Annotated in this window: 20 protein-coding genes; 15 read left to right on the forward strand and 5 right to left on the reverse strand. The window is 71.4% G+C overall.

The window, feature by feature from the left end; all coding sequences use genetic code 11:
- Positions 1-7: 7 nt before the first annotated feature.
- Both ACGFNU_RS42505 and ACGFNU_RS42510 read right to left on the reverse strand, forming a co-directional pair.
- Complete coding sequence (locus ACGFNU_RS42505; RefSeq protein WP_392602314.1) at positions 8-871, reverse strand: hypothetical protein; 864 nt, start codon at positions 869-871, stop codon at positions 8-10.
- 75 nt (positions 872-946) lie between these two features.
- On the reverse strand, positions 947-1,714 hold the full coding sequence (locus ACGFNU_RS42510) for a MerR family transcriptional regulator (RefSeq protein WP_392602315.1): 768 nt from the start codon (positions 1,712-1,714) through the stop codon (positions 947-949).
- A 135-nt stretch (positions 1,715-1,849) separates the two neighbouring features.
- Here ACGFNU_RS42510 and ACGFNU_RS42515 point away from each other — a divergent pair, with 135 nt between their 5' ends.
- Positions 1,850-2,677, forward strand: a complete 828-nt coding sequence (locus ACGFNU_RS42515) for a hypothetical protein (protein WP_392602316.1) — start codon at positions 1,850-1,852, stop codon at positions 2,675-2,677.
- Positions 2,678-2,817: 140 nt separating this feature from the next.
- Here ACGFNU_RS42515 and ACGFNU_RS42520 read toward each other — a convergent pair whose 3' ends face one another.
- The gene (locus tag ACGFNU_RS42520; protein ID WP_392602317.1) at positions 2,818-3,693 is read right to left on the reverse strand and encodes a hypothetical protein; all 876 of its coding nucleotides are present in this window, start codon (positions 3,691-3,693) and stop codon (positions 2,818-2,820) included.
- A 44-nt stretch (positions 3,694-3,737) separates the two neighbouring features.
- Here ACGFNU_RS42520 and ACGFNU_RS42525 point away from each other — a divergent pair, with 44 nt between their 5' ends.
- Positions 3,738-4,574 carry a 2,3,4,5-tetrahydropyridine-2,6-dicarboxylate N-succinyltransferase gene (locus tag ACGFNU_RS42525; protein ID WP_392602318.1) on the forward strand — a complete coding sequence of 279 codons (837 nt, stop codon included), beginning with the start codon at positions 3,738-3,740 and terminating at the stop codon, positions 4,572-4,574.
- A gap of 75 nt (positions 4,575-4,649) precedes the next feature.
- Positions 4,650-5,708, forward strand: a complete 1,059-nt coding sequence (dapE, locus tag ACGFNU_RS42530) for a succinyl-diaminopimelate desuccinylase (protein ID WP_392602319.1) — start codon at positions 4,650-4,652, stop codon at positions 5,706-5,708.
- Between the two features lie 127 nt (positions 5,709-5,835).
- Here dapE and ACGFNU_RS42535 read toward each other — a convergent pair whose 3' ends face one another.
- Both ACGFNU_RS42535 and ACGFNU_RS42540 read right to left on the reverse strand, forming a co-directional pair.
- Positions 5,836-7,995, reverse strand: a complete 2,160-nt coding sequence (locus tag ACGFNU_RS42535) for a bifunctional polysaccharide deacetylase/glycosyltransferase family 2 protein (RefSeq protein ID WP_392602320.1) — start codon at positions 7,993-7,995, stop codon at positions 5,836-5,838.
- A 2-nt stretch (positions 7,996-7,997) separates the two neighbouring features.
- Positions 7,998-8,579, reverse strand: coding sequence for a hypothetical protein (locus ACGFNU_RS42540; protein WP_392602321.1), 582 nt, complete (start codon positions 8,577-8,579; stop codon positions 7,998-8,000).
- 175 nt (positions 8,580-8,754) lie between these two features.
- Between ACGFNU_RS42540 and ACGFNU_RS42545 the strand changes: the two genes are divergently transcribed.
- From ACGFNU_RS42545 to ACGFNU_RS42600, 12 genes are all read left to right on the forward strand, one after another.
- The gene (locus ACGFNU_RS42545; protein ID WP_392602322.1) at positions 8,755-9,561 is read left to right on the forward strand and encodes a TIGR00730 family Rossman fold protein; all 807 of its coding nucleotides are present in this window, start codon (positions 8,755-8,757) and stop codon (positions 9,559-9,561) included.
- A complete protein-coding gene (locus ACGFNU_RS42550; protein WP_392602323.1) occupies positions 9,561-10,151 on the forward strand; it encodes a TIGR00730 family Rossman fold protein in 591 nt (196 codons plus the stop codon). The genes ACGFNU_RS42545 and ACGFNU_RS42550 overlap by 1 nt, the downstream gene beginning before the upstream one ends.
- 102 nt (positions 10,152-10,253) lie before the next feature.
- Positions 10,254-11,558 carry an alkaline phosphatase PhoX gene (locus tag ACGFNU_RS42555; RefSeq protein ID WP_392602324.1) on the forward strand — a complete coding sequence of 435 codons (1,305 nt, stop codon included), beginning with the start codon at positions 10,254-10,256 and terminating at the stop codon, positions 11,556-11,558.
- Positions 11,559-11,687: 129 nt separating this feature from the next.
- Positions 11,688-12,839 carry a hypothetical protein gene (locus tag ACGFNU_RS42560; protein ID WP_392602325.1) on the forward strand — a complete coding sequence of 384 codons (1,152 nt, stop codon included), beginning with the start codon at positions 11,688-11,690 and terminating at the stop codon, positions 12,837-12,839.
- Positions 12,836-13,282, forward strand: a complete 447-nt coding sequence (locus tag ACGFNU_RS42565; RefSeq protein WP_392602326.1) for an SRPBCC family protein — start codon at positions 12,836-12,838, stop codon at positions 13,280-13,282. Before ACGFNU_RS42560 ends, ACGFNU_RS42565 begins: the two co-directional genes overlap by 4 nt.
- Entirely contained in the window at positions 13,279-13,854 is a 576-nt protein-coding gene (locus tag ACGFNU_RS42570) for a DNA-3-methyladenine glycosylase I (protein WP_392602327.1), read from the forward strand. The genes ACGFNU_RS42565 and ACGFNU_RS42570 overlap by 4 nt, the downstream gene beginning before the upstream one ends.
- 68 nt (positions 13,855-13,922) lie before the next feature.
- Positions 13,923-17,876, forward strand: a complete 3,954-nt coding sequence (locus ACGFNU_RS42575; RefSeq protein WP_392602328.1) for an RHS repeat-associated core domain-containing protein — start codon at positions 13,923-13,925, stop codon at positions 17,874-17,876.
- A 3-nt stretch (positions 17,877-17,879) separates the two neighbouring features.
- The gene (locus ACGFNU_RS42580) at positions 17,880-18,638 is read left to right on the forward strand and encodes a barstar family protein (RefSeq protein WP_392602329.1); all 759 of its coding nucleotides are present in this window, start codon (positions 17,880-17,882) and stop codon (positions 18,636-18,638) included.
- 141 nt (positions 18,639-18,779) lie between these two features.
- Positions 18,780-19,985 (forward strand): hypothetical protein, encoded by a 1,206-nt coding sequence (locus ACGFNU_RS42585; RefSeq protein WP_392602330.1) that lies wholly within the window; start codon positions 18,780-18,782, stop codon positions 19,983-19,985.
- Entirely contained in the window at positions 19,970-20,113 is a 144-nt protein-coding gene (locus ACGFNU_RS42590) for a hypothetical protein (protein WP_392602331.1), read from the forward strand. Before ACGFNU_RS42585 ends, ACGFNU_RS42590 begins: the two co-directional genes overlap by 16 nt.
- Positions 20,110-21,348, forward strand: coding sequence for a sensor histidine kinase (locus ACGFNU_RS42595; protein ID WP_392602332.1), 1,239 nt, complete (start codon positions 20,110-20,112; stop codon positions 21,346-21,348). The genes ACGFNU_RS42590 and ACGFNU_RS42595 overlap by 4 nt, the downstream gene beginning before the upstream one ends.
- Positions 21,336-22,010, forward strand: a complete 675-nt coding sequence (locus ACGFNU_RS42600) for a response regulator (RefSeq protein ID WP_392602333.1) — start codon at positions 21,336-21,338, stop codon at positions 22,008-22,010. The genes ACGFNU_RS42595 and ACGFNU_RS42600 overlap by 13 nt, the downstream gene beginning before the upstream one ends.
- Positions 22,011-22,057: the final 47 nt, after the last annotated feature.

The following is a 22,057-nucleotide window of genomic DNA, read 5'->3' on the forward strand; positions in this document are numbered from 1 at the left end:
AGAAGCGTCAGGCCCGGGAGGCGGGCTCGGGCCGGGAGGCGGGGCCAGGCAGAGGGGTGAGGGCGGCCAGGGCGATGGCCGGGGTGTCGGCGTAGATGCGGATCGTCCGCACCTCGGCGTGGCGGCCGAGCGGGCGGACGGCGGTGATCGGCTCGGTCAGTTCCAGGACGAGGTTGGTCTGGGCGGCCACCGCGATGCCGAGCCGGTCGTCCTTGACGGTGATCAAGCGCTCCTCGTTGTAGTTCCGGACGCGCCGTACCGCGGCGATCTGCCGGCGGGGGACGCGCAGGTCGAAGAACGCGCCGTAGCGGACGCGCACCTCGTCGGCCGTGATGACGTGCGGCCTGGTGATGCAGGCGGCGACGACGGCGAGCACGGCCAGGATCGAGTACGCGTCGATGACCAGCACGACGTTGCGCACCACCGCCGGCGCGCCGAACGCCCGGAGCACGATCTCGGCGCCGACCAGCTCGACGACCATCGCGAACAGGAACAACATCATCGTGGCCGTCTGGGCGCCGGAGTACGAGACGGCGGTGGCGCCGGGCGGGACCCCGTGGCGCCGCCGGCCGAGCCACAGGACGAGGCTGACCGCCCCCTTCGTGTCGAACCCCATGAACCGCCGCACCTTCGCGGGCACCAGTCCGGCCACGATCGCGCGGAGGGCGGCGAGGCGGCCGGCGCCGGTCCGGCGCGCCGCGCGGTACAGCCGGGCGGCGACCACGCCCTCCAGAACGAGCACGGCGGTGACGATCGCCTCTGCCGCGACGATCACGGGGTGGGGGAGCGGAACGCCCGATACGAACAGCACCGCGAGCACCGCTTCGGCGGGAACGACGGCGTACAGCACGGCACGGGCGGCTCTGAGCATCACTGTCTCTCCCTCGGCATCACTGTCCCCGTGAGCATCACTGCTTCTCCCCGCGTCACTGCTTCTCCCTGCGCGTCACTGCTTCTCCTTGAGCATGGTCATGAGCACCTGGAAAACCTCGGCTTGCGCTGGAGAAAGCGTGAGGGGCATCTCCGCGAGCCATCGCCCGTTCCCGTTGAAGCCGTCCGGGTCGGCGGCCACGCTCGCGAGCATCGTCGCCTTCATCTCCTCGGGGAGATAGCTTGCGAGCTCGGTGGCGAGCTCCGCTACGCGCGGGTCGTCCGGGGCGGCCTCCGCCAGCTCGTCCATGCGCGCGTAGATGGCCTCGCCGCGAGCTTGCGCCTCGGGTGTGGTGAGCGGCCGCAGTAGCTCTGCGAAAGCCTCCCGTTCGCCGGGGCTGGCGGTCGTGTCGACGAGCGCCAGCATTTCCCTGTCGAGGTCGGCGAACTTGGAGCCACCAGCAGGAAGGTCGCGTAGCACCGACGCCATCGCGGGCGACACCGCCGAGTCGGGATGCAGATCGGCCTCGGCCAGGAGCAAACCGAGCCGTTCGCGCCGCCGGCGGATGGTCTCCTGCTGGCGGGCCAGGTCCGCGTCGAGCTCCTGGAGAACCTCGCGCAACTCCTTGCCCTGGTCGTCGGCCAGGACGTCGCGAATCTCGTCGAGCGCCAGGCCGAGCTCGGCCAGGCGTCGCACGCGGGCGAGGACGACCGCGTCCCGCAGGCGGTATTCGCGGTAGCCGTTGGACAACCGTTCGGGCTCGGGCAGGAGGCCCAGGTGGTGGTAGTGCCGGACGGTTCGGGTGGACACCCCGACCAGGGCGGCGAGCTCGCCGATCTTCATGCGTTCATGAGACACCTTGACGTCGCGTCAAGGTCAAGGCGGGACGCCGGCACCAAGGCGGGGACGTTGACGCCGAGGCACGACTAGAATTAGGTTCTAGTACCGACCGGTCGGTATCTCGGGAGGAGCGGCACAATGCGGGCAGCAGCTCGGCAGGCATGGCGGCGGCTGGAGCCGGTGCACGGCATGATCTACTTCGTGCCGGAGGGCGGCCGGCGCTACGCCGAGCTGGGCCTCCACGGCATGGCGGGCTACTTCGCCTCACGCGGCGCGGCCTTCGGACGTGCCTCCGCCGAGCTGGTCATCGCCACGTTCTACAACTTCAACCCTGCCCTCGTACGCAAGGCGCTGCCCGCCGCATGGGACGTGGTGACGCCAGAGCAGATCCTTGAGGCCCGGCGACTGGCCGCGGGCGAGGCGCTGCGCCGCGCTGGGATCCACGAGATAGCCGGACTGGAGGAGACCCTTGGGCTGGCCAGGCGCGCCGCTGAGGCCGCCATTGAGTACCCCCAGGGCCGCCCGCTGTTCGCTGCCCACGCCACCCTTCCCTGGCCGGACGAGCCGATCGACCAGCTGTGGCACGCCCAGACGCTGCTGCGCGAGTTCCGCGGCGACGGCCACATCGCGACCCTGCTCAGCGAAGGTGTCGGCGGGCTGGAAGCGCTCGTTCTGCACGCTGCCAGCGGCGACGTTCCCACCGCATTCCTCAAGATCAGCCGGGCGTGGCCGGAGGAGGAGTGGGACGCCACCGAGGAACGACTCCGTGAGCGCGGCCTGCTCGACGGCGAGACGCTGAGCGCCGAAGGAAAGGCCCTCCGCCAGCACATCGAGGACCGCACCGACACCCTCGCCCTGCCCGCGTACACAGCCCTCGGCGAGGACGACTGTGAACGCCTGGCCGAGCTGGCCCGCCCGTTCGGCCGAGGCGTGGTCGCCGCAGGCCTCCTGAACGTAGGCGGCTAAATCCACCCGCACAGCACCGCGCTGCAGCGCGGTGCTGTGCGGCGATGGCGCGGCGCGATGCGGTGCGATGGCGCGGCGCGATGTGGTGCGGCCGTGCAGCGCCCTGCTGCGGCGCGGGGCGGCGGGTGGTGCGGTGCGGGTTATTTGATGATGACGCGGTCGTTCGGGGCGCCGCTGTCGTCCGTCCAGCCGTCGTGGCCGTCGTCGGCCGTCCAGCCCTTGCCGCCGTGCCTGACCTCGGTCAGGCCGTAGACCTGCGCGTGCGTCACCGCCCACGAGGCGACCGCCCAGCCCGTCCGCGAGCCGCTCACCCGCACCGCGTCGGAGCCGCTCGGAGGCGTGGGCTCCGTGGCGCTCACGGTCGTCGTGGGGTTCTCTACCTGGAGGCGGCTGCCGAACGCGCGGCGCAGCTCCCGGATCGCCTCGGCGCGGCGTGGCGCGGTCTTCTTGTCCGGCGAGAACCAGCACCGCACCGACGCCGCCGTACGGCCGGTGAACGCCTGCGCCAGCAGCTTGCCCTCCGGCTCATGCTGGGCGTAGGCGGTGCCGTCGGCGCTGCGCTGCACCTTCTGTGCGGCGTCGTGCAGATCGCGGTCGAGGTAGTCCTTCACCTTGACCAGCGCGTCGAAGAACTTGCTCGTGGACGTCACCGGGTCGCGCAGCTTCTCCGGGGTGCCCCAGCCCTGCGACGGGCGTTGCTGGAACATGCCGACGGAGTCACGATCACCGCCGGGAAGGTTACGTATGTGTGACTCCTGGATCGCGGTCGCGTAGGCGATCACCGCGGCCCGTTCGGGCAGTTTCTTGCGGTAGGCGACCGCGGAGATCGTCGCCGCGTTGGCCCCTTGCTCCAGGTCCAGCGGCATCTTGCCGGCCGAGGTCCGCACCTCGCAGTTGGACCCGTGCAGGTAGGGGCGGACGCGCGCGAACAGCGCGTACCCGGCGACGCCGAGCACGAGCAGGACGGCGAGCGTGATCCCGGTCACCCGCGCCCGTCGTTGATCCCATACAGCCACGCGACGAAGGTACCGGGAGTTGGACCCCAGTAAGCTCATGGGCCATGACCGAATCGTTCATCAGCCCGATCTCCGCCGTCATCGACGAGCTGTGGGAGCGGCGCGCCGAGCTCACCCCGGACGACGCCGAGGCGCGCGCCGCGATCGTCGCGGCCGTCGACCAGATCGACGCCGGCGAGGCCCGCGTGGCCCTCATCGACCGGGCGTCCGACCAGGTGGTCGTCGACGAGCGCGCCAAGCGCGCGATCCTGATGAGCTTCAAGGTGCTCGGCATGGTGCGTTCCCAGGTGGGCGACTTCGCGTACCACGACCGCATCCCGCTCAAGAGCCGCCTGGACGGCGTGCGCGTCGTCCCCGGCGCGATCGCCCGCTGGGGCTCCTACCTGGCGCCCGGCGTGGTGCTGATGCCCTCGTTCACCAACATCGGCGCGTACGTCGACGGCGGCACGATGGTCGACACCTGGGCCACGGTCGGCTCCTGCGCGCAGATCGGCAAGAACGTGCACCTGTCGGGCGGCGTCGGCATCGGCGGCGTCCTGGAGCCCCCGAATGCCGTGCCGGTGATCATCGAGGACGAGGCCATGATCGGCAGCCGGTCGATGATCGTCGAGGGCGCCCGGGTCGGCACGGGCGCGGTGGTCGGCTCCGGCACCAACCTGTCGGCCTCGATGCCGGTGATCGACGTCGAGACCGGCGAGGAGATCAGCCGCGGCCGCATCCCCGACTGGTGCGTGGCGGTCGGCGGCACCCGGCTCAAGGAGTTCAAGGGCGGCACGTTCGGCATGCCGGCCGTGCTGATCCTCAAGCGCCTGGAAGAGGGCCAGCGCCACGACAAGGCCGAGCTCAACGACATCCTTCGCGACCACGGCATCAACACCTGACCGCACGCAAACGCGGGGCGCCCCGGGCCTGCGGCCTCGGGTGCCCGTCGCGTCCCGCCGGTAGGCTTGCCGGTCATGCGGCTTGACCTCTCTTCGGACGTGGCGGACCTGACGGCGGCGATCGTCGACATCGAGTCGGTGAGCGGCAACGAGAAGGAGCTCGCCGACGCGGTCGAAGAGGCGCTCCGGGCCTTGCCGCACCTCACCGTCGAACGGGTCGGCGAGAACGTGATCGCCCGCACCGACCTGGGACGCGCCGAACGGGTCGTCCTCGCCGGGCACCTCGACACCGTGCCGCTCAACGGAAACCTGCCCTCGCGGGTGGAGGGCGACCGGCTCTACGGGTGCGGGACGACCGACATGAAGAGCGGGGTCGCGGTCGCCTTGAAGCTGGCCGCGACCGTCGCCGAGCCGACCCGCGACGTCACCTACCTCTTCTACGAGTGCGAGGAGATCGAGGCGGAGCGCAACGGGCTCAGGCGCCTGGCCGAGACCCGTCCCGAGCTGCTCGCCGGAGACTTCGCCGTGCTCATGGAGCCGACCACGGCGCTGATCGAGGGCGGCTGCCAGGGCACCATCCGCGTCGAGGTCACCGCGCGGGGCGAACGGGCGCACAGCGCGCGGGCCTGGATGGGCTCCAACGCCATCCACAAGGCCGCCGAAATCCTTGACGTGCTGCGCGCGTACGAGCCGACGCGTCCTGTCGTGGACGGGCTGGAGTACCACGAGGGGCTCAACGCCGTCTTCGTCGGGGGCGGGGTCGCGGGGAACGTCATTCCCGACGAGTGCGTGGTCACCGTCAACTACCGGTTCGCGCCCGACAAGACGCTGGACGAGGCAGAGGCATACCTGCGGGAGCTGTTCGAGGGCTTCGAAGTCAAGGTCACCGACGGCTCCTCGGCGGCGCGCCCCGGACTGACGCACCCGGCAGCCGCCGCGTTCGTGGCCGCCACAGGGGCGGAGGTCCGCGCCAAGCTGGGGTGGACGGACGTGGCGCGCTTCTCCGAACTCGGCGTGCCCGCGGTGAACTATGGGCCCGGCGAGCCGACCTTGGCCCACACCAAGGACGAGTTCGTCGAAATCCCCTTGATCGCCGACTGCGAGCGCCGCATGCACGCCTGGCTGACCGCCTGACATGTGACCGCCTGCCGGCTTTACGGCGGCGGCGGTACTGGCTGACCGCCTGACTTGGTGAGGAACGGTCCGCTGACCGGGGGCGAACCGGCTGCCTCCCGCCCTATGCGGCCGGGGCGCCCACCGGTCAGCGGACCTGCGGGGCTGTCTCCTGGGTGGTAGGGGTGGCGAACGTTCCCGCCCGGCGGATGGTGTGCCAGCGGAGCCGTACACCTGCGATCGCGGTGACCAGCGACTGGATGACGACCAGGTACATCAACTGGCGGTAGACGATCTGCTGAAGGGGGAGCACCCACAGCGTGCGGACCGGCTCACCGTCCAGGCGTAGCGCGTACGCCCCCGCCAGCGCCTGCAGCAGTGTGAAGAAGAGCCAGGACAGCGCGAGCTTCGCCGGATCCAGGAAGTACAGGCCGTACAGCGTGAAGACGTCCACCGCAGGTGCGAAGAGCGGTAGTGCCACCTGGAAGAGGGTCAGGTACGGCAGGCAGCGGCGGCCGAAACGCCCCGACCGGCCGCCCTGGAGGAGAGAGCCGCGGTGTTTCCACATCGCCTGCAACGTTCCATAGCACCAGCGGTAGCGCTGGCGCCAGAGCTGGCGGATGGAGGCGGGAGCCTCCGTCCAGGCCAGGGCGGACTCCTCGTACACGACCCGCCGGCCGGAGCGGCAGATCGCCATCGTGAGATCGGTGTCCTCGGCGAGGGTGTCGTCGGAGACGCCGCCGACCGAGGCCAGCGCCTGGCGGCGGAACGCGCCGATCGCGCCCGGGATGGTGGGCATGCACTGCAGGACGTCGAACATCCGCCGGTCGAGGTTGAACCCGATCACGTACTCGATGTGCTGCCAGCGGCCGATGATCCCGCCCCGGTTGGCGACCTTGGTGTTGCCGCTCACCGCGCCGATCTGGGGATCGGCCATGGGGGCGACGAGGTTTCCGATCGTGTCGCGCTGGAAGACGGTGTCGCCGTCCACGAGCACGACGATGTCGGTCCGGGCGGCCGCGATGCCGGCGTTGAGCGCGCTCGGCTTGCCGCCGTTGGACTTGCGGATCAGGCGCACGCCGGGGAGCCGCGTGAGCGAGCCGGCGATCTCCGCCGTCCGGTCGGTGGAGCCGTCATCGACGACGATCACCTCGATCGGCGCCGGATAGTCGCTGTCGACGAGGGAACGGATCGTCGCCTCGATGCCCACCTCCTCGTTGTAGGCGGGCACGACCACCGACACGGGCACCGCGTACACGGGGTTTCGCCGGTGCGCCCGGCGTTTGCGCAGCCGCCGCACCCGCCCGACGTGCACCCTGGCGAAGATCAACAGGATGGCCAGCCGCAGCGCGGTCAGCACGGCCGCCACGCTGAACAGCAGCGCCAGCCCGCCGATGATCCAGGACGAACCGAGCTGCCCCCAGACCAGGGCCTTGCCGATCACCTTCTCGTCGGTGGCGGCCGGCGTGTTCCCCGGCGGCAACCCGATCGCCTCGGAGACGGTCGTGAAGCGATATCCCCTGCCCGCCAGCCGCGTGAGGATCGCCTCGACGCCCCTGACAGTCTCGGTGCGGTCGCCGCCCGAGTCGTGCAACATCACGATCGCCCCGGCGCCCGCCTTGGCACCGGCTCCGGCGGCGCGTTCAACGATCTTGTCGAGGCCGGGACGGGCCCAGTCCTCGGTGTCCCGGTCGGTGAGGACGGTCAGATAGCCCTGCCTGGCGGAGGCCTGGGCGGCCTGCCACTGCGCCGCGGTGAGCCCGGACGGCGTCGACGAGTACGGCTGCCGGAGGATGTTGGTGCCGCGGCCGGTGGCCCCGGCCAGGGCGCGCTGGGTGAGATCCAGTTCCAGGTCGGTACGCCAGGCGGGCGCGGAGCCCATGTCGACGTGCGTGTACGTGTGGGAGCCGATCTCGTGGCCCTCACGGATCATGCGCCGGGCCAGATCGGGATGCTTGGCGATGTTCGCGCCGATGGAGAAGAACGTGGCGTGGGCGTTGTGCTTGCGGAGCACGTCCAGCAGCTTCGGCGTCCACTCCGGATCCGGGCCGTCGTCGAACGTCAGGGCGATCCTGCCAGGGAGGGGATGGGCGCTGCGGAGCCTGCCGTCCGTCAGGTTGAGCACCGAACCGGCGCGGGTGGCCTCGGACGGCGGCTCGCCGACGGTCTTCCCGGCGCCGCCCGTGCCCTCGCCCATCTGGCCACTGGCGAAGCCGTTCACGAGCAGGGCGACGGCGAGCGCGATCCCGCCCAGCAGGAGCAGGATCCAGTGGCCCTTGGGTTCGCGGTTCGCGTTCGCGTTCGCCACGGTCAGCCGCTCTGTTCTTTCTTCTTCTTGCCGTGAGCCGGTGGCGACGCATGCGAATTGCCAGGCCGAGTCGAGGTGGGAGTGGGGATCGGCGTGGCGGCCGACGGCGTGGGCGTCGGCCCGGCGGTCGGTGGCAACGGGCTGGACGTCGTGGAGGGCCGGGGCGCCGCCGATGGCTGGCCAGGCACCCCATTCGACGGCAGACCGCCCTGGGACGGGGCGCCGCCGCCAGGCACCTCGTTCCGCGAGCCGTTGTTCACCGTCCCCGGCCCAACCGGCCGGGGCGACACGCTACGAGTCCGTGGCTCGCCCTGCTCGCCCTTGTCCGAGCGGGTCGCCGTCTTCCCGGCGGGCCAAGGGGTGAACGGCACCTCCGCGCCCGTGGCCAGGTTCACGCCCACCACGGCGAGGTACGCGATCAAGGCGAGACCCGCGAGGGCACCGATGCCCCGGACGGTCCGGGCCCGCCGCCCGCTGCCGTCCACGAAGACGGGCGCCGCGCTCGCCGGGGGAGCCGGTGCGATCGTGACCGTGGTGACGGACGCCGTGCCGTCCAGCGCGGATTCGTCGAGCCGACGCGTCACGCCGTCGCTCCCGACAGAAGGTTCGATGCTCACGCAATCATCAGCGCCACCCCCTCCCCGGATGTCACACCCCGGCCCAAGTCCTCCACATCCCCAAGCCCGGCCCCCCGTCCCACGGGGTGGTCGATCAGGGGATTCGGGGGAGATCACTCGGGGGCTTGGCTACGGTGAGGTCATGACATCCGAGTTGAGTCCCCGGAGCCGACGGCAGGGGCCCGCGATGTTGCGGGGAAGGGCCGTTCCGCAGACCACCACCGACCAGCGGCTGCTCGACGACCGCGAGGCCGCGGACTGGGTCCACTCCGACCCCTGGCGGGTGCTGCGGATCCAGTCGGAGTTCGTGGAGGGCTTCGGGCTGCTGGCCGAGCTGCCCAAGGCGGTCAGCATCTTCGGCAGCGCCCGGACCAAGCCCGACTCCGAGGAGTACAAGCTCGCCGAACAGGTCGGCGCGCGGCTGGTGGACGAGGGGTACGCGGTGATCACCGGCGGCGGGCCGGGGATCATGGAGGCCGGCAACAAGGGCGCCGACGAGAACGGCGGGCTGTCGGTCGGGCTGGGCATCGAGCTGCCCTTCGAGCAGGGCATCAACCCCTACTGCGACATCTCGCTGGAGTTCCGCTACTTCTTCGTCCGCAAGACGATGTTCGTGAAGTACTCGCAGGCCTTCGTCGTCCTCCCCGGCGGCTTCGGCACCCTCGACGAGCTGTTCGAGGCGATCACGCTCGTCCAGACCAAGAAGGTCACCCGGTTCCCGATCGTGCTGGTCGGCACCGAGTTCTGGGGCGGCCTGGTCGAGTGGGTCAAGACCTCGCTGCTGTCCTCGGGCAAGATCTCGCCCGCCGACATCGACCTCTTCCACCTGACCGACGACCCCGACGAGGTCGTCCGGGTGATCGTCGAGGCGCACGAGCAGGAGGCGCGCCGGCGCGAGGAGGAACAGGCCGTCCAGCAGGCGGCCGCCGAAGGGCGGAACGGCACCTGATGGGACTCGCCGTCTGCGTGTTCTGCGCGTCCAGCAGCAAGATCGACCCCAAGTATCTGGAGCTGGCCACCCGGGTGGGCGCCGAACTGGCCGACCGCGGCCACACCCTCGTCAGCGGCGGCGCCCAGGTCTCGTGCATGGGCGCGGTGGCCAGGGCCGCCCGCGCGGGCGGCGCCCGCACCGTCGGCGTCATCCCCGAGGGGCTCGTCAGCGTCGAGATCTCCGACGAGGAGAACGACGAGCTGATCGTCACGCCGGACATGCGTTCCCGCAAGGGCGAGATGGACCGGCGCAGCGACGCGTTCCTCATCCTCCCCGGCGGGATCGGCACCCTGGAGGAGCTGTTCGAGGTCTGGACCGCCCGCGTGCTCGCCATGCACGAGAAGGCGGTCGTGATCCTCGATCCGTACGGCGTGTACGACCCGCTCCGCGAGCTCATGACGGGTCTGATGGATCAAGGCTTCGCCCGCGCGAAGATCTTCGACGCCATCGGCTGGACGGCCGACGTGAACGAGGCGTTCGACCTCCTGGAACGCTCCCAACCGCGCATCGAGCCGACCGCCGAAGACTACGCGGAGGCCGAGATCTGAGCTGTGCGCTGGGGGTTTGTCATCAGACCCCCAGCCGTTCACCTCGCGTTCAGGGGACGCGGTCAGGCTCCGGCGTGATCCCCTCAACGTGAAGGAGTCCCCATGTCCGTGTCCCGTCGCGGGGTCATGAAGGGCGGCGCGGCAGGCGCGCTGTCCATCGCCCTGGCCGGCAGCCTCGAATCGGTCTTCCAGACGTCCGCCGGCGCCGACGCCTACGGCTACGGCCCGCTGATCCCGGACCCCGAGGGGATCCTCGACCTGCCGAAGGGCTTCTCGTACACGACGCTCTCCGCCGAGGGCGACCTGATCACCGACGGTGTGCGGGTGCCGGGCAAGCACGATGGCACGGCCACCTTCTCCGGCCGGCGCCACGACACGATCCGCCTCGTCCGCAACCACGAGCAGACCGGCAGCGGCGTCAAGCCCGTCGCGCCCGTCGAGCTGGTGTACGACCCGGCGGCGTTCGGCGGCACCACCACCCTGGAGGTGGATCGGCACGGCAACCTCGTCGATCAGCAGATCAGCCTCGCCGGCACCGCCACCAACTGCGCCGGCGGCCGCACCCCGTGGGGGACGTGGCTGACCTGCGAGGAGACCGAGGGCTTCACCGGGCAGACCAAGTCGCACGGCTGGGTCTTCGAGGTCGACCCGCGCGGCAGGCGTACCAAGCCCGTCCCGATCACCGGCATGGGCCGCTTCGCGCACGAGGCCGTCGCCATCGACCCGCACACGCACACGGCCTACCTGACCGAGGACGCCAGCAAGCCGTTCGGCCTCTTCTACCGCTTCCGGCCGCGCGCCCACCGCGGCGAGTACCACTCCTACCTGGAGGGCGGCCGGCTGGAGGCGCTGAACGTACGGGACCTGCCCGACCTTTCCGTGGTCCAGGAGCCCGGCGCCACGTTCCACTGCCGCTGGGTGAAGGTGCCCGACCCCTCGGCGGCCGCCACGTCCACCCGCAAGCAGTTCGAGACGATCACCCGCAGCCAGAAGCTCGAAGGCGCCTGGTGGGGGCACGGCAAGGCCTACTTCGTGGCGAGCTACTCGCGCACGTCCGACGGCGCCGCCGCCGACCACGCGGGCCAGGTCTGGAAGTACGACCCCCGGGCCAACACGATCGAGCTGGAGCTCGTCTTCAAGCCGGGCGGCAAGTTCGACGGCCCCGACAACATCACCGTCTCCCCGTACGGCGGCGGCGTGATCCTCGCCGAGGACGGCGACGGCGAGCAGTACCTCATCGGGACCACCCGCAAGGGCGAGTCCTTCGCGTTCGGCCGCAACGCCTTCAACGACAGCGAGTTCACCGGGGTCACCTTCTCCCCGGACGGCCGCACCCTGTACGCCAACCGCCAGACGCCCGGAGTGACCTTCGCCGTCACCGGCCCCTGGCACCGCCTCCACCCCTGACGACCCCTGCCCCCGCGATCACCTGGGTCGCGGGGGCTTCGCGTCCGACCCTCCGCTGTCCATGGTCATGCGGCCTCACCCTCCAGGACATGGCACGATCGTCATGCGAAGGCGTAGACAGATCGGAGCATGATCGTGGTTGTGGTCCTCGTCCTGGCCGGCCTGGCCGTGCTGGGCGCCGTCGTCGTGCTCGCCATGGGCAAAGGCGGCGAACTGGCCGCGACCCACCCCGACCACCCTCCGCTCCCCGGCCACCAGCTCACCGGCACGGACGCGGCGCTCCTCCGCCTCCCGCGCGGCATCTGGGGCTACCAGGTAGGCGCAACAGACGAGGCCATGCGCCGCCTCGCCTACTCCCTGGCCGAACGTGAAACCCGCATGGCAGCCCTGGAGCAGCAACTGGCGGACCTTTACAACCGCCTGGGCATCCCCTCTGAAATACCCGCCGAGCACCTCTCCTTCACAAAGCCCCCGACCACCGAAAACGAGCTCCCGCCACTCCCCTCCTTCGCGCCGCCCCTCGAGCCCGACGACGACCCCCCTGCCGATTCGCTGCCCAGCCACACAGCGCCCCCCGCCGCCGAAGAGCCCCCGACCGTGGCGCCACTAGATGACGAGCCGCCCGCCGGTGGTGAGCCCTCTACCGCCTGGCTGCCTGATCACGACGAGCCGTCCGCGACACCGCAGCCGCCCGAGGCCAGGCCGCCGGTCGTGGCGCCGCTAGAGGACGAGCCGCTCACTGACGGAAAGCCGCCGGTCGCGGCGTTGCCTGACGATGAGCCACTTGCTGACGCGCCGACGCTCGCCGATGACGAGCCGCCCGCCGCGCCGTTGTCCTTGGGGGACGAGCCGTCCGCGACAGAGCAGGCGCCCGAGGTCGGGCCGCCCTCGAGCGACGCCGAACCACCCGTTGGTGGGAGGCCGCCGATCGTGGGGCCACTGGACGACGATGAGCCGCCGTTCCTCGTCGAGCCGTCCGCCTCCGCCGAGCCGTCTGCGAGGGAGCAGGTTCCTGAGGGCGGGCCGGCGTCCGGCCACGACGAGCCGGTTGCTGGTGGGGAGCCGCCTAGCTTTACTGCGCCGCCGGACGGTGGCGGGGTTGTGTCTGAGCGGGACGAGGGCGGGGCCTCGGTTTGGGCCAAGGCCGAGGCGGCTTTTCCGGGGGAGCGGCCGGTGAACAGGGAGGAGCCCTCGTTCGAGGAGGACGAGATCTTCGAGGCGGAGCTGTTCGACGACCATGAGTCGAACGCCGCGGTCGTGCGACGGGACGAGCGGTCGTGAGCCGGGTCGCGGTCCATGCGGAGGCGTACGCGGCGGTGCCGGCGGACGCCTTGTTCGGGGTCCTGACCGACTGGCCCCGGCATGCGGAGTGGATGCCGTTCACGCGGGCCGAGGGCGGGCATGAGGTCGGCGCCGAGTTGGCGGGGTGGACGGGCGTGGGGCCCGTCGGGTTCCTCGACACCATGGTCATCACCGAGTGGGTGCCGGGCCGGCGGGTGGTCGTGCGGCACACCGGGAAGGTCGTGCGGGGCGACGCCTGGTTCGAGGTGACGCAGATCGGGATCGGGAGCCGGGTGCTGTGGGTCGAACGCATCGATCTGCCGCTCGGGGTGCTGGGACGGGTCGGATGGCTGGTCGTCGGGCCGGTGACGCGGCTCTTCATGCGGCTCGGGCTCAGGAGGCTGGCGGCTTTGTCAGAGGCGGACGGTAGAACGGGCAGATGAGCACTGCGATCCGGGGTGACGACGGGCTCGCCCGTTGTCCGTGGGGCATGTCGACGCCGGACTATGTCGCCTACCACGATGAGGAGTGGGGGCGCCCGGTCACCGACGACCAGGGGCTGTACGAGCGGCTGTGCCTGGAGGCGTTCCAGTCGGGGCTCTCGTGGCTGACGATCCTGCGCAAGCGGGAGGGTTTCCGCGCCGCGTTCGACGATTTCGACATGGCCAAGGTCGCGGGGTACGGCCCTGACGATGTCGAGCGGCTCTTGGCGGACGCGGGGATCGTGCGCAACCGGGCCAAGATCGAGGCGGCCGTCGCTAACGCCCGGGCCGCGCTCGATCTGGCGGGCGGTCTGGCGGCGACGGCCTGGCGCTATGCCGATCCGGACGCTCCGGCGCCCAAGTCCACGGCGGACGTCCCGGCGACCACGGAGGGCTCGAAGGCTCTGGCCAAGGAGCTGAAGAAGAACGGGTTCCGTTTCGTGGGGCCCACGACCGCGTACGCGCTCATGCAGGCCTGCGGGCTCGTGGACGACCATCTGGCGGATTGCCACCGGAGGGGGGCCTATCGGTAGGTGCCTTGTTATTCTCAGCGGGTTTTCGGCCCTTGCTGGGGAGGATCCTGTTGTGACCGTTTCGAGCCATGGCTAGGCGCCGTCGCGGTGGTGGCGCCGGAGCCGCCGGTGGCGGGGTCTTCAAGAAGGTCGCCGGGGATCTGTTCCCCAGTCCGGGCGGGCGGCGCGGCGGTCACGGCGGCCCGAGCACCGGTGGCCGCGGTGGCCCCGGCGGCAACGGGCGGCGTGGCGGCGACGGCGGCCAGCGGCGGCAGGGCAGCGACCAGTCGCGGGCGCGTACCCCCGACAACTCCTCGACCTCGCGCGACCCGATCAACGTCGTCACGGGCGAGGTCCTGCTCACCCAGCTGGACGCGGCGCTGGACGCGACCCTTCCGTTCAACATCGGGCGCACGCATGTCTCCACCTACGGAGCCGGGCGGTTGTTCGGGCGTACGTGGGCGTCGTCGCTCGACCAGGCGCTGGAGCTCGACGCCCAAGGGGTGCACTTCCTCGCGGCCGACGCGACGATCCTGCGCTTCCCGGCGGCCATCGTGCCGAACGTGCGGTTCCAGCCAGTCGCGGGCGCGCGGCACCAGCTGGTCCTGACCTCGGAGGGCGGGTACACGCTCACCGATCCGCTGGCGGGCCGCACGCTGCACTTTCCGGCGCCGGGCGAAGAGTATGGCTGGTCGCGCCTGCCGTTGAGGGCCGTCACCGACCGCAACGGCAACCGCGTCGATCTGGAGTACGAGGACGGCGTCCTCAGCGAGATCAAGCACAGCGCCGGCTATCACGTGACCGTCGAGACCGAGGAAGGGCACGTCACCGCGCTGCGCCTGGCGGACGGCACTGTCCTCGTCCGCTACGGCTACGACGCGGCGGGCAACCTCGCCGAGGTCGTCAACTCGTCCGGGCGTCCCCTCAAGCTGACCTACGACGAGCACGCCCGGCTCACCGGCTGGGAAGACCGTAACGGTTTCTGGTACCGCTACACCTACGACGAGCAGGGGCGGGCCGTGCGCGGTCAGGGCACCGGCGGCCACCTCGACGCGACGCTCGACTACCGGCCGGACGAGCGCCGCACGATCCTCACCGACGGCGTGGGCCAGGCGACGACGTACCGCTACAACGAGGCCGGGCAGGTCGTGGAGGAGACCGACGCGCTCGGCCACTCCGTCCGGACCGAGTGGGACGCGTTCGACCAGGTGCTCTCCCGGACGGACGCGCTCGGCAACACCACGCGCTACACCTACGACGACCTCGGCGGCGTCACGTCCGTGACCTTCCCGGACGGGCGGCGTACCACGGCCGAGTACGCCGGGCCGGGCCTGCCCGTCCTGGTCAGGCAGCCGGACGAGACGTTCTGGGCGATGGAGTACGACGAGCGCGGCAACATGACCCGCCTCACCGATCCGGCGGGCACCGTCACCGCGTACGCCTACGACGACCGGGGCGGCGTCACGACGGTCACCGGGCCGTCGGGCGTCCTGATGTTCCAGGCGGAGAACGACGCGGCGGGGCGGCCTACGTCCATCAGTGACTCCGCGGGCGCGACGGTCCGGTACGCCTACGACGCGCTGGGCCGGCCGACGCGGATCACCGACCGGACCGGTACCACCACGCTGACCTGGACGGTCGAGGGGCTGCTGGAGTCCCGGACGGAGCCAGGCGGCGCCGAGCAGCGGTGGACGCACGACCCGGAGGGCAACGCGATCACCTACGCCGACGGGACGGGCCGCGTCGAACGGACCGAGTACGGGCCGTTCGACGTCCCGATCGCGACGATCCGCCCGGACGGCTCGCGGCTCGCGTTCACCTACGACGGCGAACTGCGGCTCGTCCGGGTCGGCACGCCCGAGGGGCTCACCTGGCTCTACGAGTACGACGCGGCCGGCCGGCTGCGCGCCGAGACCGACTTCGACGGCCGCACCGTGCGCTACGTGTACGACGCCGTGGGCAGCCTGGAATCCCGCACGAACGGCGCCGGGCAGGAGACGACGTTCGTCCGCGACGCGTTCGGCGCCATGCTGGAGAAGCGCTCCGGCGGGCAGGTCACGACGTACGGCTACGACGTCATGGGGCGGCTGGTCCGCGCGACGGGCGGCGGCGCCGACCTGGTCCTGGAGCGCGACCCGGCGGGCCGGGTCGTCGCCGAGGTCTGCAACGGCGCGCGCGTCGCGATCGCGCGCGACGGCGCCGGCCGCACCGTGGCCCGGACGACGCCGACCGGGGTCCGCAGCGCCTGGGCGTACGACCCGCGCGGCCTGCCGTCCCGTCTCGACAGCATGCTGAGCCGTCACACGCACACGGTGCGATTCGTTCATGACGACCTCGGCCGCGAGGTCGAACGCCGGATCGGCGCGGGCGCGATCCTGTCACAGCAGTGGGACGACTCCGACCAGCTGGCCACGCAGACGATCTGGGCCGCGCCGCAGCCCGCCGGCCAGGGCGCCGCGCGGATGCTCCAGCATCGCGCGTACGGCTACCGCCGCGACGGCGCCCTCACCGGGGTGTCCGACCGGCTCGCCGGCGACCGTTCCTACGAGCTCGACCCGCGTGGCCGGATCACCGCGGTGCGCGGCCGCGACTGGAGCGAGCGGTACGCCTACGACGCGCTCGACAACATCACCGCGGCCGAATGGCCCACCACGCAGGACGTCTCTGCCGTGCAGGGCGGCCCCGCCGCGCCTGACGGCACCGCTCGGCAGGGTGGCGCCGCCGGGCAGGACGTCTCTGCCGGGCCGGGCGGCCTCGCCGGGCCGGATAGTGCCGCCGGGCTGGGTGGCCCTGCCGGGCCGGGTGGCCCCGGCGGGCAGGGCGGCCTCGGCGCGCTTGACGGCCTTGTTGGGCAGGGTGGCGCTGTTGGTCCGCGCGAGGTGATGGGCACGCTGCTGCGCCGTGCCGGCCGCGTCCGGTTCGAGTACGACGCGCAGGGCCGGATGACGTTGCGCGAGCAGGTCACGTTGTCCGGGCAGCGGCGGCTCTGGCGTTTCCAATGGGACGCCGAAGACAGGCTGGTCGGCGTCGAGGTTCCGGACGGCACCCGCTGGTACTACCACTACGACCCGCTGGGACGCCGAATCGGCAAGCAGCACGTGGGCGCGGACGGAGGCGTCGACGAGACCTATGCCTACGCCTGGCACGGGCCCAATCTCGTCGAGCAGGTCCACCGAGTGCGGGCCGTAGGGCGGACGGGGTTCGCGACCCGCGCCACGACATGGGAGTACGAGCCGGGAACGTACCGTCCGCTCACGCAGATCGACCGGACCACCACGCCAGACTCGCAGGAGTGGGTGGACGAACGCTTCTATGCGATCGTCGGCGATCTCGTTGGCTCGCCCGTCGAGCTCGTAGGGCCCGACGGGGTGCTCGCCTGGCATCGCCAAGCCACCCTCTGGGGCGCCGACCCATCAGGCTCCGCGGGCAGCGGCACGGTGCGGTGTCCGTTCAGGTTCCCCGGCCAGTACTTCGACGAGGAGTCGGGGCTTCACTACAACTACCAGCGCTATTACGACCCGGCGACGGGCCGCTACGCGACCCCTGACCCACTGGGCATGGCGCCGCAGCTCAACCCGCACGCCTACGTCGACAACCCGGCGAACTTCGTCGACCCGCTCGGGCTCGCCCCGTACAGGCTGTCCGACCCCAACCCGATGAACCGCCGCAACACCCGCGCGATCGGCAACGAGTACGAGAAGATCAAGGCACAGCGCGCCGCCGAGCGCAACGGGATCCCGTCCCCGCTGGACGCGCCCACGCCCCGCCGTTACACCTCGTCGGACCAGGCCGCGGGCCGCATTCCGCAGGGAAAGAACGTCGGCGACCAGAAGGAATTCGAAGGCCGAGAGCTGGGCCCGCAGAACAGAGCCAAATGGCAGGGTGCCAAAGAATGGGACGTCCCGGGGACCAATCACCGGATCCTCGAATTGCCGGACGGCAAGCTGGGCTATGCCCTCGAACACGACTACGGGTCTCCGCAGCTCTTCCCGGGGCCGTGGTATCCGGAGGGCGGCAAGGTGCCCAAGCGGCTTGGGGGGTAGGGAATGGCGCGCTATCGGCTGATCACCGAGACCGAGGACGACGACGGGGTGTTGTGCTCGTTCGACGAGATGACGGGCTTCTACGACAGCACCTTCGAGGAGGACGGGCGGCGCCGCGTCGACATCCTCGTCCGGTCGTACGAGCCGGGAGACTTCCTGCCGCAGGTGCTCCCGGACCGCGACGCAGAGACCCCGGACGTGACCGAGCTGGAGGTCCTCGGCCGGGACGAAACGGTGCTGGGGCGCTATTTCTTCTTCGTGAGCCGGGCGCTCTACGTGCCTGAGGGCCTTTTCGTGTCGGCGTTCATGGCCGGACACGCGCCGCTGCCCGAGGAAGAGGAGATCTGGGAGCTGCACAGATCCGGGCCGCTGACATCGAGCGATCTCTGGGCTCCGTACGGCCGCCGAGGACGTCGCGCATGGACGCAGGTGGCGTTGCGGCGGCATGTGCGTTCCGACGACAGCGACAGGCCGGACGGCGCGACGTTCGAGCTGGACGGCACGTTCGTGACCGAGAGCGCGGGGTTCTTCTGCGCGATCGGTGAGGCGGTCAACGGGCCAGGCGGCTACTACGGCATCGGTCTGGACTCGCTGTCCGACTGCATGTCCGGGGGATACGGCACGGCGGGCCGGTTCACCTTGGTCTGGAACGACTTCGAGATCGCACGCCGAGCCTGGACGGTGGGCGACCCTCCCGACCCGTCTCTCGACGAGGTGCTGGAACTCCTGGAACGGGGCGGCGTCACCGTCGAACGTCGCTGACCAGGGGTGCCTAGAGGGCGGTGGAGGCCGGGGGTAGAGCTGGCCCTACCCCCGATTCGGCGGACAGGTCTAATGATCTAGGTTCGCCCGGCCGGTTGTCTGGATCGCACGTGAACGTGCAGCTCAGAGACCGGGAGAACGATGATCACCCCGACCCTCCCGCCCGTCGTCAGGACCCGCGCGGAGCCCCTCCTCTACGGGGGCTTCGCCATTTTCGCGGCCGTGACGGCGGCGGTCACCCAGCTCGGCCCGCACCGTGTGTGGGGGCTCTTCGCGGCCGCCGCGTACGGGCTCGCGGCGGCGTTCTGGCGTACGCGTGCCGCGGCCTGGCTGGCGTTGTGCGGCGCCGTCGTGCTGCCCCTCGCCGTCCTCGTGCTCACAGGCCAAGGACAGCCGGAGGTGGCGGTCGTCCAGCGTTCCGGGGCGCACCTGCTCGCCCACGGCACGCCCTACCTGAGCCCGGAAGAGCTGGCAGGCGGCTCGTACGAGTCGTACAACCCCTACCTCCCGGGCATGGCCTTGTTCGGGCTCCCATCAGCGATCGCGGGCATCGACGCGCGCCTGATCTTCGGCTGCGTCTTCCTGGCCCTGCTCGGACGTGACGGAAGGCTGCTTGCGGCCTCGCCCCTGGTAGCACTGCCATTGGTGGTCGGCGGCGACGACCTGCCGGTGATCGGCCTGGTCTGCGCGGGACTCGCGCTAGCGGCCGCCGACCGTCCAGCGCCAGCGGGCCTGGCCATGGGCTTCGCGGCGACCCTCAAGGCCACAGCCTGGCCCGCCGCGCTCGTCTGCCTGGCTCTGATCGCCGCCCGGCGAAACACCGCACACCCGAAAACTCCACCCCAGAACGCGGCCCGGTGGGATGCGCTGCGTTCGCGAGTGCCTGGCCAGGGTTCGTCGGGGCTGGGTGGGGTGTGGCGGAGTCGGTTGGGGCGATATGGAGGTGTTTTCGCGGGCGTCGTCGCGGTGGGGGTTGGGGTTCCGGCGCTTGCCGATCCCCGGGGGATGTTCGAGAACGTCGTCGCGTTTCCTCTTGGGCTTGCCGGGGTGGACTCGCCCGCCGAGAGCCCGCTGCCTGGGCATCTGCTCGCCGAGACCGGCGCGTTCGGGCATGCGGCGGCGGTGGTGGCGCTCGGGCTGGCCGCGCTGGCGATGGGCGTCTCGCTGATCGTCCGGCCGCCCGGTGACGTCAGGAGCGCGGCCCTCCGGCTCGCCCTCGGGCTGCTGCTGGCGACCGCGCTCATGCCCGCGACCCGCTGGGGCTACCTGGTCTATCCGGCCGTCCTCGTGTGCTGGGCCTTGCTGAACGAGCGCCGGAAGGAGCCGGAGTTGTGCCTCGCTGCCTGATCATCACCAACGACCTCCCGCCCCGGCGCGGCGGCATCGAGCCGTTCGAGGCCGCATGGAGCTGGGACCGCTCGTACGAGCGCCTGCGTGATCTTCTCGCCGCCGCGTCGCCTACGGTCAGGGCATGACCATTTGGCGCGCCATGGCAGGGAACCCGCTGCGGTTCCTGCTGTCGTCGTGGCCGTGGCGGTCGATCGCGTACGTGGTCACCGGGCCGCCGATCGCTGCCGGCTGGATCGCGGTCGTGCTGGTCGTCGGGGCCGCGGGTGTGGCGTTGACGCCGCTGGTGGTCGGCCTCGGGCTGCTGGCGTTCGTCCCGCTGACGGCGGTCGGCCTGGCGGCGGTCGAACGGCGGAGACTGCGCTGGCTGGACGCGCGGCCCGCCCCGTCCCCGCACCGCGAACCGGCCGCGCCGGGGTGGTCGCCGTGGCTGCGGCTCCGCCTGCGGGAGGCCGCCACCTGGCGGGAGTTCGGGTTCGCGTCGCTGTTCGTGTTGCTCGGCGTCGTGGACGTGGTGGTGCCGTTCGTGATCATCGTGGGGTCGACGGTGCAGGTCGGGTCGGCCTATCTGGTAGGCCACGGAGATCAGTTGCAGTACGGCCCGTACGGGACCGTCGACCAGCCCGAGGAGGCCTGGGTCACGGTCGCCGCCGGCCTGGCGCTGTTCGTGGCCGGGTTGTACGCGATGTCCGTTCTGGCCGGGGCCCGGGCGGCGCTGGCGCGGCTGCTGCTCGTCCGGCCCGTCGAGGACGAATTGGTCGCCGTGCGGGCGTCCCGGGCCCGCATGGCGGACGCGTTCGAGGCCGAACGGCGCCGGATCGAACGGGACCTGCACGACGGCGCGCAGCAGCGCCTCACCGGGCTGATCATGACGCTCGGCCTGGCCCGGCTGGAGACGCCCTCGGAGCTGATCGACAAGGCTCAGCAGGACGCGCGGGCCGCCCTCGCCGAGCTGCGCGATCTGGTCCGGGGCATCCATCCGTCCGTGCTCACCGACCGGGGGCTGAGGGCGGCCGTGGAGTCGCTGGCGGAGGGCGCGCCGCTGCCGGTGGACGTGGCGGTGGACCTGGCCGGACGGCCGGACGAGGGGGTGGAGTCCGCCGCCTACTTCGTGATCGCCGAGGCCCTGGCCAACGTGGCCAAGCACAGCGAAGCCGAACGGGGCCAGGTGATGGTCACACACCGGGACAGCCTGCTGGTGGTGGAGGTCCGGGACGACGGAAAGGGCGGCGCCAGGCCCGGCGACGGCACCGGGCTTCAGGGACTGGCCGACCGGGTCGCCGTGTACGACGGCACGCTGCGGCTGTCCAGCCCGCCCGGCGGGCCTACGATCCTGCGGGTGGAGATCCCATGCGAGTTGTGATCGCCGAGGACTCGGTGCTGCTCCGCGAGGGCCTGAGCCAGATCCTCGGCCGGTTCGAGCACGAGGTCGTCGCCGACGTGGGCGACGCGCCCGGACTGGCGACGGCGGTGGCCGAGCAGCTGCCCGACATCGTGGTCACCGACGTGCGCATGCCGCCCGGATTCCGCGACGAGGGGCTGCGGGCGGCGCTCGCGCTGCGGGCCGAGCGGCCGGAGCTGCCGATCCTCGTGCTGTCGCAGTACGTGGAACAGTCGTACGCCGCCGAGCTCCTGCAGACCGGCGGCGGCGTCGGCTACCTGCTCAAGGACCGGGTGGGCGAGGTGACCGAGTTCATCGACGCGCTCGACCGCGTCGCGGCCGGCGGCACCGTCATCGATCCCGAGGTGGTGCGGCGCCTGCTGTCGCGGCGGCGCGAGCACTCGCCGCTCGAACGCCTCACCGAACGCGAGCGCGAGGTGCTCGGGCTGATGGCCGAGGGCCTCTCGAACGGCGCGATCGCGCGCCGGCTCGTCGTCTCGGAGGCCGCCGTGATCAAGCACGTGGGCTCGATCCTGGCCAAGCTCGACCTCCCACCGGCCCCCGACGACCACCGGCGCGTCCGCGCGGTGCTGCTCTACCTCCGCGGCGCTCAGCCAGGCGGATCGACGACGCCCCCCGAATGACCCAACCCCGCGCCACAGCACCACCGGAGCTCGCAACACAGCGGCGC

Origin of the sequence: Spirillospora sp. NPDC048911 (genome assembly GCF_043198015.1) — a bacterium.
Lineage (GTDB): Bacteria > Actinomycetota > Actinomycetes > Streptosporangiales > Streptosporangiaceae > Spirillospora.